This is a genomic window from Caballeronia temeraria (genome assembly GCF_001544795.2).
Lineage (GTDB): Bacteria > Pseudomonadota > Gammaproteobacteria > Burkholderiales > Burkholderiaceae > Caballeronia > Caballeronia temeraria.
The window spans coordinates 183,943-198,865 of record NZ_FCOI02000012.1; the positions used below are offsets into that span (position 1 = coordinate 183,943).

Genomic DNA, 14,923 nt, shown 5'->3' on the forward strand with positions numbered 1-14,923 from the left:
ATTTGCGCGCGTGAACTGTGCGCGCACGCTCATATCGGAGGAAAGCCGATTTTTTGCATGGATACGCTGCAACTAACCGTCTCGTTCTGACGCCCGCTTCATATGCGGGCATCGTGAACGTTACGGCTGGGCGGCGGAGGCGGGCGCCGCATCGCTTGCGCTCGCATCGGGCGAGGGCAGGATCGGCGGCATCGTCGTGAAGACCGGCGGCTGCGGCGGTTCTTCGGTCACTTCGGCTACCGGCTCCGAAGGCGCGCGCTTCGCCCGCACCGGATGCTGCGCCGTCGTCTGAGCCGTTTTCGGCTTGGCCGGTTTCGGCGCTTTCGAGAACGTCTCGTCGAACCAGGTCGTGACGCTCGCGAGCATCGTCTGGAAGATGCCCGGCGTTTCCTGCGTGTCGAAGCGCGTGCGTGCATCGATCAGATGCGAGCGCAGCGAACGCTGCATGAAATCGCCGACGATCGGCAGTGCGCTATGCGCGCCTTGTCCCCAGTAATCGCTGCGCAGCGTGACGCGGCTGTCGTTGAAGCCGACCCACGCGCCCGCGACAAGCTGCGGATGCATCAGGATGAACCAGCCGTCCGCGTTGTCCTGCGTCGTGCCGGTCTTGCCGGCCACGTCCGCGCGGATGCCGAAGCGCGTGCGGATCGTCGTGCCGGTGCCGCGATTGATGACGTCGCGCATCACGTCGACGAGCTTGCGGGTCGCATCGACGGACAGCGCACGCTCGGGCGCGCTCTCGAACTGCGCGAGGACCTCGCCGTCCTTGTTCTCGATGCGCGTGACGAGCAGCGGCTCTATATAACTACCGTCGTTCGCGATGGTGCCGTACGCCGACACCATCTCCTTCAGCGTGACCGGGCTCGTGCCAAGCGCGAGCGACGGCACCACGTCGAGATGACTTTCGCGCACGCCCATGTCGCGTGCGAGGCGCGCCACGCGTCCTGGCCCGACCTGTTCCATCAGTTGCGCGGTGATGCGGTTCTTCGAATACGCGATGCCGTCGCGCAGGCTCACGGGACGGCCCGACGGCGGCGAGTCGTCGGTCGGGCGCCAGATTTCGTCGCCGCGAATCGGAATTTCGACGGCCTGATCGACGAACGTGTCGGTCGGCTTCGCGCCGCGCTCGAATGCCGCGCCGTAGACGAAGGGCTTGAAGGTCGAGCCGGGCTGGCGGCGCGCCTGCGCGACGTGATCGAACGGGTCCTGCGTAAAGTCGCGGCTGCCGACCCACGCCTTAATCTGACTGTTGCGCGGATCGATCGCGAGGAAAGCGGCCTGCACGCGCGTCTTGTTCTCGCACAGCGCCTGCATGAACGCGCGGTCCGAGCCGAGTTTCTTCACGGCGTCGGCGTCACTTTCTCCGCTCGTGCGCAGCGCGCGATACGGGTCCGACTCGCGGATGAACGCATGCGCGAGATCCGCGTTCGCATTCGCGCAGCCCGCGCGTCCGCCCCACGCCGCATTGGCGATCGATTGCAACTGATTGCCTTGCAGCGCGAGCGCGCTCGTCGCCATCGACTGCAAGCGCGAATCGATGGTCGTGCGCACGACGAGACCATCGGAATAGATGTTGTAGTCGTTGTCGTCGGCCCAGCCGATCAGCCATTTGCGCAACTGCTGCGCGAAGTGCGGCGCGCGGCCTGGCTCTTCCGTCTGCCGTTCGAAGTCGATGCGCAGCGGACGTTTCATGAGCGCATCAAGCTTCGCCGCCGGCAAGTGGCCGAACTTCACCATCTGCCCGAGCACGATATTGCGCCGGTCGAGCGCGCGCTCCGGATTGATCACCGGGTTGTAGTAACTGTTGCCCTTCAACATGCCGATGAGCGTCGCGCTCTCGAGCACGTCGAGCTGGCCGGCGGATTTGTCGAAGTACGTGCGCGCGGCCATTTCGATGCCGTACGCGTTGTAGAGAAACGGCACCGTGTTCAGATAGGTTTCGAGGATCTCGTCCTTCGAATAGAGCGCCTCGATCTTGAACGCGGTGATCGCTTCCTTCAGCTTGCGCGTGATCGTCTGCGAGCGGCCGATTTCCTCGGGATACAGATTGCGCGCGAGCTGCTGCGTGAGCGTCGAGCCGCCTTGCCGGTCGCCCGAGAACGTATGCAGCGCCGCGCCCGCCGTGCGCCGGAAATCGATGCCGTGGTGCTGATAGAAACGCCGGTCTTCCGTCGCGATGAGCGCGTCGATCACTTGCGGCGATATCTGCCTGAGGCTCACCCATTCGCGATGCGTCGGCTTGAATTCGGCGAGCAGCTTGCCGTCGGCGGAATAGATCTGCGCGGGCTGGTCGACCTTGGCCTTGCGGATATCGCGGATGCCGGGCGTGAACGGAATCAGCACCAGCACGTAGAGAAGAAAGAGCGCGGGCAACAGGAGCAGCGTGCGCGCACGCAGATGCGGACGCAGCCGCGACGCGAGGCGAGCCAGAATCGCCTTGGCCAGGGCTTTGAAATCGGACGCGGTCACAACGAAACGGGCTGCCCAGACATGGAAAACCCTGAATCGTAGCGTAATTTTTCAGCAGGTCTTTTGCAAAAGTGTCTTTGACGCTACACCGCGCGCGTTCCCGCCGATTCGCCGATCGGAAACGCCGTCGTCGAGAGCACCTCGCGCAGCACGACAAAAGTGCGGATCTGCCGCACGCCGGGCAGGTAGAGCAGCTTTTCGGCGTGCAAGCGGTTGAAGCTCTCGCTGTCGCGCGTGCGGATCAGCATGAAGAAGTCGAACTCGCCCGTGACGACGTGGCATTCCATGCAGCCGGGCACTTTCTGCGCGGCTTTTTCGAAGGCGTCGAAGGAGTCGGGCGTCGAGCGGTCGAGGATCACGCCGATTAGAACGAGCATGCCGGCATCGAGCGCTTTCGGATCGAGCAGCGCGACGGTCGCGCGGATGAGGCCCGCTTCGCGCAGCCGTTCGACGCGGCGCAGGCACGCGGGCGGACTCAGATTGACCTTCTCCGCGAGCGCGACGTTCGAGATCGATGCATCGCGCTGCAACTGACGCAGGATCGCCCGATCGACGCGATCCGTCTGGACGCTTGCCGGATGCGGGTTTGGGGCGGGTGTGGTTTTTTTCATTGCTTCAATGTACTTCGATGCGAAATAAAAGTCGGCCAACGGGCGTTTGCATAAGAAAACGTTAGGCTGAAGCCAATTTTTTTGCAACCCGGCCGAACACGAGAATCTCTACGATTCCGTTCATGCAGTCCCACCATCACGAGGATGCCGACCATGAACCTGCAACGTTTCCCGCGTTATCCGCTCACCTTCGGACCGACGCCCATCCAGCCGCTCAAGCGTCTTTCCGCGCATCTCGGCGGCAAGGTCGAGTTGTATGCGAAGCGCGAGGACTGCAACAGCGGCCTCGCGTTCGGCGGCAACAAGACGCGCAAGCTCGAATATCTGATTCCCGAGGCGATCGCGGAAGGCTGCGACACGCTCGTGTCCATCGGCGGCGTGCAGTCGAACCAGACGCGCCAGGTTGCGGCGGTCGCGGCGCATCTCGGCATGAAGTGCGTGCTCGTGCAGGAAAACTGGGTCAATTACTCCGATGCCGTCTATGACCGCGTCGGCAATATCCAGATGTCGCGGATGATGGGCGCGGACGTGCGCCTCGTCGCCGATGGCTTCGATATCGGCATCCGCAAAAGCTGGCAGGACGCGATGGAAAGCGTGCGCGCGGCGGGCGGCAAGCCGTTTCCGGTTCCGGCGGGTTGCTCGGAGCATCCGCTGGGCGGTCTCGGTTTTGTCGGCTTCGCGGAGGAAGTGCGCGCGCAGGAAACGGAGCTGGGCTTCAAGTTCGATTACATCGTCGTGTGCTCGGTGACGGGCAGCACGCAGGCGGGCATGGTCGTCGGCTTCGCGGCGGATGGGCGGGCGCGGCGCGTGATCGGCATCGATGCATCGGCGAAAGCGGAGCAGACGCACGAGCAGATTCTGCGCATCGCGAAGCACACGGCTGAACTCGTCGATCTCGGGCAGGACATCACGCGCGATGACGTGATTCTCGATACGCGCTTCGGCGGTCCTGAATACGGCCTGCCGAACGAAGGCACGCTGGAGGCGATCCGTCTGTGCGCGCGGTTAGAAGGCGTGCTGACCGATCCTGTTTACGAAGGCAAGTCGATGGACGGCATGATCCAAATGGTGCGCAACGGCGAGTTTCCCGAAGGCTCGAAGGTGCTGTACGCGCATCTCGGCGGCGTGCCTGCGCTCAATGCTTATAGCTATCTGTTTCGCAATGGTTGATGTTGGATCATAAGAGGCAGAAATATGCCGATTAACGATCAATTTCCGAGTTAAGAGGCGAATTTGTGCCTGTCTATCGAAAACTAACTCGTTTTCATAAAAGATGGAAATATGCCTCTTAACCGCGATTTTTGCGGTTAAGAGGCAAGAAATTGCCTTTAGGATTTTTCCTCTTTGTCGATCGGTTTATCATAGGAGACAAGTACAGGCATTTCACGTCGAAACCTTGCCACGAGGGCAAGTCATCGTTGGAGCAACCATGAACGTCAACCAGACGTTGGGTGAGATGGAAGCCGACTTGGGCGAGAAGCTCAAACGCCTCCGGCTCAACAAGAACTGGGACCAGAAAACGCTTGCCGAACGAGCGGGAGTGAGTGTGCGCGCCCTGCGCAATCTCGAGGCGGGTCAGGGGTCGACGGTCAAGACGCTTCTGAGCATCGTGCGTGCGCTCGGTCGCGAGTCATGGTTGCAAACGGTCGCGCCGGTCGCAACGATCAATCCGCTCACGATGACCACCCGCGCCTCGCAGCGTATTCGCGCAACGAGTCCCGCGGTCAAGCTCCGGGCGGCCGGGCGGACGCGCGCCGCTGCATCGAGGACCGATGACGAGAAGCCTGAGGACCGATAGCTCACCGGCAAGGGAACGCATGGCCACGAAACAGCCCGCAACGAAAAAATCAACATCGACGAAGACCGCGCCGAAGAAAGCGACGCAGAGGACGCGTCCTTTCCGGCACGTCGATCTGGTGGAAGTGCATTTGTGGAATCAGCACATCGGCTCGGTCGCGCTCGACCCGCAGTACGGCTTCTATGTGTTCGGCTATACCCCGGAATTTGCGGCCAACGGTATAGAGCCGTCGCCGTTGCAGATGCCGGTGTCGGACGAAAGCTACATCTTCACGGACCTGCCGGAGGCGACCTACAAGCGGCTGCCCGCGATGTTGAGCGACGCGCTGCCGGACGATTTCGGCAATGCGCTGATCAATCGATACATGGCCGATCAAGGTATCGCCGCAAGGGATGTGACCGCGCTGGACCGGCTGGCCTATATGAGCAATCGTGCGATGGGAGCGCTGGTTTTCAAGCCCGCGCGCGGTCCGGCGACGCACAAACCCACCGCAATACAGCTTAGTTCGCTCGTCGAGCAAGCGCGCCGGGCGGTCAAGGGCGTCATGGATGACGATGTCCACTCGAACGCCGCGCTGCGCAGCATCATCGACGTGGGCACTTCCGCGGGCGGCGCGCGCGCCAAGGCAGTCATCGCGCTGAATCCGGAAACCGGTGAAATCCGCTCCGGCCAGCTCGACGCGCCGGACGGCTTCGAGCATTGGCTGCTGAAGTTCGACGGAATGGGCGATGACCACGAACTGGGCGCGTCGCAGCATTACGGCCGTGTCGAGTATGCCTATCATTTAATGGCGCGCGCGGCAGGCATCAGCATGAGCGATTGCCGCCTGTTGCGAGAGAACGGACGCGCCCATTTCATGACGCGACGCTTCGACCGCGAGGGAAAGAGCGGGCGCAATCACATGCAGACACTATGCGCGATGGCGCATGTCGACTACAAGACGAAGGGCACCAACTCGTATTCGCAGCTCTTCTCCGTCATGACGCAACTGAACCTGCCCTATGAAGCCATGGAGGAAGCATTCCGCCGCATGGTGTTCAACGTGATGGGGCGCAACTGCGACGACCACACGAAAAACTTCTCGTTCCTGCTTCGCGAGGGAAGCGCAAGCTGGGAATTCGCGCCCGCCTATGACGTCACGTTTGCTCACAACCCGTCAGGCGAGTGGACGAGCCAGCATTTGATGTCGGTGAACGGGAAGTTCAGGGATTTCACGGTCGACGATCTGCTCGTGGAAGCGGACCGCTTCAAGGTCGGCACGGCCAGGTCCGTCATCGACGAGGTGCGCATGGCGATCCGGAGATGGCCGGAGTTTGCCGATCAAGCCGATCTTCCAGAGGACGAAATGGCTTTTCGTCAGAAGCAGCATCTGCTTCTCGACTGAACGGAAGAGTCCACGTCATTACAAACCGGGCGATTTGCGCCCGCCGCGCTTCTTTCCCACTTCCACCGGCACGAACGGCGCCCTGAACCGCTCGACCAGAAAATCGATGAACGCGCGCGCCCGCGCCGTCTGATTCCTCTGACTCGGATAGTAGACGAACAGATCCGCCGACGGCAGCACCGTTTCCGGCAGCACGAGCCGCAGCCGCCCGCTCTGCACGTACTTCGCGAGATCCCATTCCGAGCGGATCAAAATGCCGTGGCCGTCGAGCGCCCAGCGCAACACGATATCGCCGTCATTGCTCGACAACGTCCCTTTCACCTTCAGCGCTTCGATGCTGTCGCCGCGCATGTACTTCCACACGCCATACGCGTCGTCGTTTTGCCGATGAATGATGCAGCGATGCCGCGCGAGATCCTCGATCTTTTCCGGCGTGCCGAAACGCTCCAGATATTTCGGCGATGCGCACAGAAACCGCCGATTGCTCATGATGCGACGCGCACTCAGCCGGCTGTCGGGCAGCTCGCCGAAACGTATCGCGAGATCGAACGCGCCTTCGACGAGATCGACCGGACGATCCGTCACTTCGAACTGGACTTCGACGGCGGGAAAGCGTTTCGCGAACTCCGACACGAGCGGCGCGATGGTCGTGCGTCCGAAGCCGAGCGTCGCGTTCACGCGCAACAGACCCTTCGGATCGGTGCGCGCGCCGGAGATCGCTTCTTCCATCTCGCGTACCTGGCCCGAAATCTGGAGCGCGTAACGCAGATACGTTTCGCCCTCGGGCGTGAGGCTCACGCTGCGCGTCGTGCGATTGACGAGCCGCGCGCCAAGTCTTTGCTCAATCAGCCCGAGCCGCTTCGTCGCGGCCGGCGGCGTGAGATCGAGCGCGCGCGCCGCGCCCGAGAGGCTCTTGAGCTTCGCGAGCAGGATAAAAAAATCGAAGTCGGAAGCGGCGTCGCTATTCACTTTCGGTGAAATATGAAATGAAATTCAGTGAATTCTAACGCTCGCGGACGGGGCTATCCTAGTCTGGCCAACACACTGGAAGCGAAGACATGAGAATCGTTGAAATCCGCGAGAAGACCGTTCCGATCAGCTCGCCCATCCGCAATGCATATATCGACTTCAGCAAGATGACGATCAGCCTCGTCGCCGTGGTGACCGACGTCATCCGCGACGGCAAGCCTGTCATCGGCTACGGCTTCAACTCGAATGGCCGATACGGACAAGGCACGCTGATGCGCGAACGCTTCATCCCGCGCGTGCTGGAAGCCGAGGCCGATACGCTCATCGACGAGCACGGCGACAATCTCGATCCGCACAAGATCTGGGCAGCGATGTTCAGGAACGAGAAGCCCGGCGGTCACGGCGAGCGTTCGGTCGCGATGGGCACCATCGACATGGCCGTGTGGGACGCGGTCGCGAAGATCGCGGGCAAGCCGCTGTTTCAGTTGCTCGCGGATCGCTATGGCAACGGCGAGCCGAATCGCAAGGTCTTCGTGTATGCCGCGGGCGGTTATTACTATCCGGGACAGGATCACGAAAAGCTGAAGGACGAGATGCGCGGCTATCTCGATCGCGGTTATACGGTGGTGAAGAAGAAGATCGGCGGCGCGTCGCTCGATGAAGACCTGCGCCGTATCGATTCGATCCTGAGCGTGCTCGGCGACGGCCAGAAGCTCGCGGTCGATGCGAACGGCCGCTTCGATCTCGACACCGCGATCCGCTATGCAAAAGCGCTCTCGCAATACGATCTCTTCTGGTACGAGGAAGCGGGCGATCCGCTCGATTTCGAGTTGCAGGCGACCTTGCGCAACTATTACGACAAGCCGATGGCCACCGGCGAGAATCTGTTCTCGATGCAGGACGCGCGCAATCTGATCCGCCACGGCGGCATGCGCGCCGACCGCGACTGGCTCCAGTTCGATTGCGCGCTGAGTTACGGGCTTGTCGAATATCTGCGCACGCTCGACATGCTGCATCAGCACGGCTGGTCGGCGAGCCGCTGCATTCCGCACGGCGGGCATCAGATGTCGTTGAATATCGCGGCGGGACTCGGGCTGGGCGGGAATGAATCGTATCCGGATCTGTTTCAGCCGTATGGCGGCTTTCCGGATGGCGTGAAGGTGGAGAACGGCCATATCACGATGCCGGATCTGCCCGGCATCGGATTCGAGGGAAAGGCGGATCTCATCGCAGAGATGCGGAAGATTGCCGGGTAAGGTCTATCAGAATCAGAGATAACTGCAAACGTAATCGAGCGTTTCCACGACGTCGATATCGAAGCGGCTCTTGCCCGGCACCGAAAACGATTCGCCCGCGCCATACGTCTTCCATTCGTCGCTGCCGTCGAGGCGGATGCGGCATTGGCCGGCTTGCACTTCCATGAGCTCGGGCGCGTCGGTGCCGAAGTTGAGCGTGCCGGGCAGGATCACGCCGAGCGTCTTCTTCGTGCCGTCGGCGAAGAGAACGGTATGCGACACGCACTTGCCGTCGAAGTAGACGTTGGCGCGCTTGATGACGGAAACCTGGTCGAATTGCGTTGCAGCGGTCATGGTGGTGGTCCTTTCGTTGGTTGCGAGGAATGGTCCGCCATCATACAAAAAAAGACGATGCGGCCTTCTCCGCATCGCCCGACTCAGGCAAGCGCTGCCGGAAAAATCAGCGATTCACCAGCCGCTTCGGCATCAGCAACACGAGCAGGCCGCCGATCGTGAGACACGCCGCGAGCGTGTACACGCCGAGATCCGTCGAATGCGTCTTGTCGATGATCCAGCCGATCACATACGGACTGATAAAGCCCGCGAGATTGCCGAACGAGTTCACGACCGCGACGCCCGTCGCCGCTGCGGCGCCCGCGAGGATCGCGGTCGGCAGGCACCAGAACTGGCACAGCGTGGTCATGACGCCCATCGTCGCGACGGTGAGGCCGACCATCGCGAGCGTGACGTTGCCGCTGCCCGCCATCACCGCCGCAATCCATCCCGCCGTGCCGATCAGACCCGGCACCGCGACGTGCCAGCGACGCTCGCGGCGCGCATCCGAGCTGCGTCCGACGACGATCATCGAAATCGCGGCGGCCGCATAGGGCAGCGTCGTGAGCATGCCGATCGCAAGCGGGTCCTTGACGCCCGAGCCCTTGATGAGCGTCGGCAGCCAGAAGCCCACGCCATACAGGCCCATGATGAAGAACAGATAGATCACGGACAGCGCCCAGACCATCGGGTTCGTGAAGCCGTCCTTGAACGAGTGCGATTCGACGCCGTCCGCATCGGCCGCGACGTTGGCGGTGAGCACTTTCTTCTCGTCATCGGTGAGCCACTTCGCCTGCTCGATACCCTTGTCGAGCATGAAGATGATGACGAAGCCCAGCACGAGCGACGGAATCGCTTCGAGCAGAAAAAGCCATTGCCAGCCCGCGAGACCGTGCGTGCCGCTCATCGCGTGAAGAATCCAGCCCGACAGCGGACCGCCGATCACGCCGGAAATCGGAATGCCCGTCATGAAGAGCGCGATGATCCTGCCGCGCCGTGCGGACGGATACCAGTACGTCAGATAAAGGATGACGCCAGGAAAAAGGCCCGCTTCGGCGAGACCGAGCAGGAAGCGCAGGACGTAGAACGTGGTGGGCGTCTGCACGAACATCATGGCGGCGGAGATGATCGCCCAGGTGATCATCACGCGTGCAATCCAGAGCCGCGCGCCGACCTTATGCAAGATGATGTTGCTCGGCACCTCGAAGATGAAATAGCCGATGAAGAAGATGCCCGCACCCAGTCCGTACACCGTTTCGCTAAAGCCGAGATCCTTCAGCATCTGCAGCTTGGCGAAGCCGACGTTCACGCGGTCCAGATACGCCGCGACGTAGCAGAGGAACAGCAGGGGAATGAGGCGCCACGTCACTTTCGCGTAGAGCGCGGACTCCGAGTTGTCCGCGCGCTGATACTCAGGCGACGCCGGGAACGCTGGTCTCGACGTACTCATGGGGATGTCTCCGAATCTTATGTGGGAATCGCCTCGCCTTTCTCCGAAGGCGAGGTGCTGCAATAAAAAGGGAAGGTCAGTCGAACATGTCGGGCTGCGTCGCGACAAGATCGTTCCAGATCGTCTGGAAGTGCAGCCAGCCGATGTAATCGCTGCCCACATGTTCGCGGCTGTAGCGCGCGCGGTCTTCGGGGACGAGCTTCGGCGTGATGCCCGTCGCTTCGATCATCAACTGTTGCTGGCAGCAGCGCTCGAGCGCGATGAACCAGAACGCCGCAGAATCGATGCTATGACGGCTCGCCGTGAGCAGGCCGTGGTTCTGGTGAATCGCGGCCTTCACGCCCTTGAACGCATTCGCGACCTTGTTGCCCCCCTTCACTTCGACGGCGACCTTGCCGGCTTCATCGCCGATCACGACGTGGTCTTCGAAGAATGCGCACGCGTCCTGCGACATCGGAATGAGCGGCTTGCCCAGCGCCGCGAACGCGGTGCCGTAGACGGTATGCGCGTGACACATCGCGACGATGTCCTGATGCTGCTCATGCACCGCGGCATGCAGCACGAAGCCCGCGCGATTGAGCGCGTAGCTGCCTTCCACCACATTGCCCTGATGATCGGCGCAAATCAGGTTCGACACTTTCACTTGCGCGAAGTGGACGGCCATCGGATTGGTCCAGTAAAGCGACGGATGCTCCGGATCGCGCACGGTGAGATGGCCCGCGAAGCCGTAGTCGAAGCCCTGCAGCGCGAACGCACGGCACGCGGCGACGAGACGCTCCTTCAAATACTGTCGATGTTCGGCGTGGCTGGAAAACGCCGGCAGCTCGGGGAAAATCAGGCCTTCCTGCTCGGGTTGATAGATCGACACGCGGCCCTTGAGGTCGATGGCTTGCTCGGCGGTCTTTGCGGGTGTCTCCATGACGTCGCTCATCTTTTCGCTCCATGCGGATCAGAGTAGGTATGTCACGCATGGTGCCGCGAGCGATGCTTGCGCACAAACGAACGTTGTTCAACGTTGCATGAGTCACATTCATGCATCGTTAATCTGAAACGCGCGCTTAAATCGAAATCCGTCGAGGTTCAGGCGATGCAACATTTTTCGCTGCGTCGCGAAACCGTTCAGGAGCATGTGCGCGTGCAGCGAAGAACATCGATAAATCCCGCGAAGCCCCGCCGCATAAGGCTTTCGGGTTGCGATGCTCAAGGGCTTAAAAAATAGCGCGGGCCGCCGTTAACCACCTTTGCAACATTTTTCGCGCATGGCCGATTTCTGGTACGACAAGGCTTTCGGACGTGCTCGCAACGTATATCGGCCGATCGACCCACTGACGAGACCCCTGTACTGGCGGGACATTAGCCAGACGAAAACGTTTGGCATTCGTCGGCTGTCGAGCGCGATCCGTATGAAGGTCGCTTTTCACGTTTGAATCAATTTTCTTCGTACTTGAGCGCACGTTCTGGGCGCGTTGCGTGGGGAATCGCGCAAAGTCCTGTTGGTATAAGGATTGGCGGTCGCTGGCACACCTCTCGCTAATGTATGACCACGCACGAACATCGCCGCGATACCGAACAAAGAACAAACGGCGTGTTGGTGCTACGGGGCTGGTCGCAACAGGGTTCGATGTACGCCGTCAGATGCATACGCGAATCCTGTTGCGAGCCAGAAGAAATCAAAAGCGCGAAGCGCACACGCACGAGACTAAAAAAATGTTGACTCTTCAATCCGATCTGCACGGCAATCATCTGTTGGGCGCGCTTCCGGCGCAGGAATGGCAGGCCATCGCGCCTCATCTCGAACTTGTTCAACTGCGCACGGAGCAGTTGCTGTGCGATTCCGGTCAACGCATTCACCACGTTTATTTCCCGACCACGGCGATCATTTCGCTGCTGCATACGATGGAAGACGGCGGCTCCGTTGAAGTCGCGGCAGTGGGACGCGAAGGCATGTCGGGCGTTCCGGTACTGACGGGCGGCGACACCATGCCGACGCGCGTGCAGGTGCAATGCGCGGGTTTCGCATATCGCATGAGCGCGGGGGCGCTGCGCGAGCACTTCGGCCGTTCGGACTTTTTGCGCCGCGTGATGCTGCTTTATATGCAAGCCCTGCTCACGCAAGTGGCGCAGACGGCTGCATGCAACCGTCATCACTCGCTGTCGAAGCAACTGTGCCGCTGGCTGCTGATTCAGACGGATCGCACGCCGTCGGATCAACTGCGTGTGACGCAGCAGATGATCGCGGATATGCTTGGCGTGCGCCGTGAAGGTGTCACTGAGGCAGCCGGCAAGCTGCACGATGCCGGGCTCATTCATCATAGCCGTGGCTGTATCAAGATTCTGGATCGGGCTGGGCTCGAAGAGCGGGCCTGTGAGTGTTATGGCATCGTCAAGCGTGAGTTTGATCGGATGTTGCCGAGACGGGCTGAGGTTGTTGTTTGAGGGTTTTTTGTTTGTTGCCGGATCCCGTTTCGTTTTGGTTTATTAGCTCTGCCCCGCACAGGGGCAGTGTTAATAAACCAAAAAGAAACCGGGATCCAGCGAAAAAAAGCAAACCACTGCGAAGATAAAAAGCCCAATTCACCCAAGCGCACGACTGGCCGCCGCCGCCCGCCCCCGCAACCAATTGATACTCGCAAACAGCACCACGGCAAACACGATCAACATCGTCGCAACGGCGAGAATCGAAGGATCGATGGAATCGCGGATACCGCTCCACATCTGACGTGGCACCGTCCGCTGATCCGGCCCACCGATAAAAAGAATCACGATCACTTCATCGAACGAGGTCGCGAACGCGAATACGCTACCGGTAGCCACAGCAGGCGTAATAAGCGGCAAAGTCACGCGCCTGAACGCGGTCCAGGGCTTCGCGCCAAGACCCGATGCAGCGCGCAAAAGGCTCTGATCGAACGACAGCAAAGAAGCCGTCACGGTAATCACGACAAAAGGCGTTCCAAGCGCCGCATGCGCGAGAATCACGCCGGGATAAGAATTCACGAGCCCGAGCGGCGCGAAGATCAGATAGAACCCGGCCGCGACGACAACAATCGGCACGATCATCGGCGAAATGATGATGGGCATGATCACCGAGCGCAGCGGAAACTGCGAACGTGAGAGGCCGAGCGCGGCGAGCGTGCCGAGACATGTTGCGATCACCGTCGATGCCGCGCCGATGCCAATACTGTTCAACAACGAGCGCTGCCAGTCCGGGCTAGTGAGCGCCTGCTCATACCAGCGCAGCGAAAAGCCCTGCAAAGGATAAGAAAAGTAAGACCCCGAATTAAACGATAAAGGAATGATCGCGAGAATCGGCGCGACGAGAAAGAACAGCACGAGTGCGGTATGCACGCGCACCCATCGCGATGCGATGCGTTCGGTCAGCACCTTGTTGCGTTTTTCCGCCATGGAAGAAAGGCTCCTTAACCGAAGCGCAACCGGTCGACGCCGACGATGCGGTTGAACAGAAAATAGAAGATCGCGGTAAAGATCACGAGATACGCCGAGAGCGCGCCCGCAAGTCCCCAGTTGAGCTGCGTATTCGTTTGCAGCGCGATAAGCTGACTGATCATTTCATCGCCTGCACCGCCGAGCAAAGCAGGCGTGATGTAGTAGCCGAGCGCGAGCACGAAAACGAGAAAGCAACCCGCGCCGACGCCCGGCAATGTCTGCGGTATATACACGCGCACGAACGCAGTGAACGGATGCGCGCCGAGCGACTGCGCCGCGCGCAGATACACGGGCGATACACCCTTCATCACCGAGAAGATCGCGAGAATCATGTACGGCAGAAGCACGTGCGTCATGCCGATCAACACGCCCGTGCGATTGAAGATGAGCGGCACCGGATGCGTCGCAAGGCCGAGTCCCATCAACAGACCATTGATGACGCCGCCCGGTTGCAGCAACACGTACCACGCCGTCGTGCGCACGAGCAGCGAAGTCCAGAACGGCACGATCACGAAGAGCATCAGACGGTTGCTGCTTTGCGCCGGCAGATTGGCGAGCAGCCACGCGACCGGATAACCGAGCACGAGGCACAACAGCGTGACGGACGCGCTGATCGATATCGTGCGCAAAAAGGCTTGCCGATACACCGACGCGTTATCCGCCACGAACGCGACATTGCCTTGCGGTGTCACTTGCGCATCGACGGCGGCGAGCAGATAGTCCGGCGTCGGCGATGCGGCCGCACGCTTCAGCAGACGCCATGTTTCCGGCGCATTCCATCGCTCATCCATCTCGATCAATGCGGGCTTCCACGCGGGCGGCGTCTCGTCGCGCACGGAGCGCGCAGTGCGCATCAGTAGACTTCGAAACTCAGGCAGCGCGAAATTGAGCCTGCGCGCAACGGTGCCGAGCTGGCCGCTCTGCTGCGCATCCTTGAGGCCCGCAGCGAGCAGCGCGAAGGTGTGTTCATCGGGAACGCCGCGCCCGTCCCACGCATCGAGCGCGCGCGTCAGTGCCGGCATGCTGTCCGGCACTTCCTTGTTCTCGACACTGCGAGCAAGCAACAACGCGATCGGTGCGATGAACGTCGACAGCAAAAAAACGATCAGCGGCAAGGCAAGCAACAACGCCTGCACCGATGCGCGGCGGCGCGCTCTTTGATACGAGGCGCGGCCATCGGCTCTCGTCGGAGAACCGGCGGCGTGCGCGTGGATCGATGCAGGCATGGCG

At 61.0% G+C, this 14,923-nt stretch carries 13 protein-coding genes; 5 read left to right on the plus strand and 8 right to left on the minus strand.

Annotated elements, in window-relative coordinates:
- Window positions 1-120 precede the first annotated feature (120 nt).
- Together AWB76_RS18975 and AWB76_RS18980 are read right to left on the minus strand one after the other, a co-directional pair.
- Complete coding sequence (locus tag AWB76_RS18975) at window positions 121-2,469, minus strand: penicillin-binding protein 1A (protein WP_061161673.1); 2,349 nt, start codon at window positions 2,467-2,469, stop codon at window positions 121-123.
- A gap of 83 nt (window positions 2,470-2,552) precedes the next feature.
- Window positions 2,553-3,089 carry an Lrp/AsnC family transcriptional regulator gene (locus AWB76_RS18980; protein ID WP_061161731.1) on the minus strand — a complete coding sequence of 179 codons (537 nt, stop codon included), beginning with the start codon at window positions 3,087-3,089 and terminating at the stop codon, window positions 2,553-2,555.
- A gap of 144 nt (window positions 3,090-3,233) precedes the next feature.
- Here AWB76_RS18980 and AWB76_RS18985 point away from each other — a divergent pair, with 144 nt between their 5' ends.
- From AWB76_RS18985 to AWB76_RS18995, 3 genes are all read left to right on the plus strand, one after another.
- Entirely contained in the window at window positions 3,234-4,250 is a 1,017-nt protein-coding gene (locus AWB76_RS18985; protein ID WP_061161732.1) for a 1-aminocyclopropane-1-carboxylate deaminase, read from the plus strand.
- 259 nt (window positions 4,251-4,509) lie between these two features.
- Window positions 4,510-4,878: a helix-turn-helix transcriptional regulator gene (locus AWB76_RS18990; protein ID WP_208606585.1), complete on the plus strand. Its 369-nt coding sequence runs from the start codon at window positions 4,510-4,512 to the stop codon at window positions 4,876-4,878.
- Window positions 4,879-4,897: 19 nt separating this feature from the next.
- Complete coding sequence (locus tag AWB76_RS18995; RefSeq protein ID WP_082864470.1) at window positions 4,898-6,262, plus strand: type II toxin-antitoxin system HipA family toxin; 1,365 nt, start codon at window positions 4,898-4,900, stop codon at window positions 6,260-6,262.
- 18 nt (window positions 6,263-6,280) lie between these two features.
- Here AWB76_RS18995 and AWB76_RS19000 read toward each other — a convergent pair whose 3' ends face one another.
- The gene (locus AWB76_RS19000) at window positions 6,281-7,231 is read right to left on the minus strand and encodes a LysR family transcriptional regulator (RefSeq protein WP_061161674.1); all 951 of its coding nucleotides are present in this window, start codon (window positions 7,229-7,231) and stop codon (window positions 6,281-6,283) included.
- Window positions 7,232-7,320: 89 nt separating this feature from the next.
- Between AWB76_RS19000 and AWB76_RS19005 the strand changes: the two genes are divergently transcribed.
- The gene (locus tag AWB76_RS19005) at window positions 7,321-8,487 is read left to right on the plus strand and encodes a mandelate racemase/muconate lactonizing enzyme family protein (protein WP_061161675.1); all 1,167 of its coding nucleotides are present in this window, start codon (window positions 7,321-7,323) and stop codon (window positions 8,485-8,487) included.
- 12 nt (window positions 8,488-8,499) lie between these two features.
- Here AWB76_RS19005 and ppnP read toward each other — a convergent pair whose 3' ends face one another.
- The 3 genes from ppnP to AWB76_RS19020 form a co-directional block, all read right to left on the minus strand.
- Entirely contained in the window at window positions 8,500-8,820 is a 321-nt protein-coding gene (gene ppnP / locus AWB76_RS19010) for a pyrimidine/purine nucleoside phosphorylase (RefSeq protein WP_061161676.1), read from the minus strand.
- Window positions 8,821-8,926: 106 nt separating this feature from the next.
- Window positions 8,927-10,249: an MFS transporter gene (locus AWB76_RS19015; protein ID WP_061161677.1), complete on the minus strand. Its 1,323-nt coding sequence runs from the start codon at window positions 10,247-10,249 to the stop codon at window positions 8,927-8,929.
- A 76-nt stretch (window positions 10,250-10,325) separates the two neighbouring features.
- On the minus strand, window positions 10,326-11,180 hold the full coding sequence (locus AWB76_RS19020) for a class II aldolase/adducin family protein (protein WP_061161678.1): 855 nt from the start codon (window positions 11,178-11,180) through the stop codon (window positions 10,326-10,328).
- 776 nt (window positions 11,181-11,956) lie between these two features.
- Here AWB76_RS19020 and AWB76_RS19025 point away from each other — a divergent pair.
- Entirely contained in the window at window positions 11,957-12,685 is a 729-nt protein-coding gene (locus AWB76_RS19025) for a Crp/Fnr family transcriptional regulator (RefSeq protein ID WP_061161679.1), read from the plus strand.
- A 138-nt stretch (window positions 12,686-12,823) separates the two neighbouring features.
- Here AWB76_RS19025 and AWB76_RS19030 read toward each other — a convergent pair whose 3' ends face one another.
- On the minus strand, window positions 12,824-13,651 hold the full coding sequence (locus AWB76_RS19030; RefSeq protein ID WP_061161680.1) for an ABC transporter permease: 828 nt from the start codon (window positions 13,649-13,651) through the stop codon (window positions 12,824-12,826).
- Window positions 13,652-13,665: 14 nt separating this feature from the next.
- Window positions 13,666-14,919, minus strand: a complete 1,254-nt coding sequence (locus tag AWB76_RS19035) for an ABC transporter permease (RefSeq protein WP_061161681.1) — start codon at window positions 14,917-14,919, stop codon at window positions 13,666-13,668.
- Between the last annotated feature and the right edge of the window lie 4 nt (window positions 14,920-14,923).

Coding starts and splice junctions, on each gene's coding strand:
- AWB76_RS18985 (WP_061161732.1), top strand. CDS start 3,234: ATGAACCTGCAACGTTTCCCGCGTTATCCGCTCACCTTCGGACCGACG.
- AWB76_RS18990 (WP_208606585.1), top strand. CDS start 4,510: ATGAACGTCAACCAGACGTTGGGTGAGATGGAAGCCGACTTGGGCGAG.
- AWB76_RS18995 (WP_082864470.1), top strand. CDS start 4,898: ATGGCCACGAAACAGCCCGCAACGAAAAAATCAACATCGACGAAGACC.
- AWB76_RS19005 (WP_061161675.1), top strand. CDS start 7,321: ATGAGAATCGTTGAAATCCGCGAGAAGACCGTTCCGATCAGCTCGCCC.
- ppnP (WP_061161676.1), bottom strand. CDS start 8,820: ATGACCGCTGCAACGCAATTCGACCAGGTTTCCGTCATCAAGCGCGCC.
- AWB76_RS19015 (WP_061161677.1), bottom strand. CDS start 10,249: ATGAGTACGTCGAGACCAGCGTTCCCGGCGTCGCCTGAGTATCAGCGC.
- AWB76_RS19020 (WP_061161678.1), bottom strand. CDS start 11,180: ATGAGCGACGTCATGGAGACACCCGCAAAGACCGCCGAGCAAGCCATC.
- AWB76_RS19025 (WP_061161679.1), top strand. CDS start 11,957: ATGTTGACTCTTCAATCCGATCTGCACGGCAATCATCTGTTGGGCGCG.
- AWB76_RS19030 (WP_061161680.1), bottom strand. CDS start 13,651: ATGGCGGAAAAACGCAACAAGGTGCTGACCGAACGCATCGCATCGCGA.
- AWB76_RS19035 (WP_061161681.1), bottom strand. CDS start 14,919: ATGCCTGCATCGATCCACGCGCACGCCGCCGGTTCTCCGACGAGAGCC.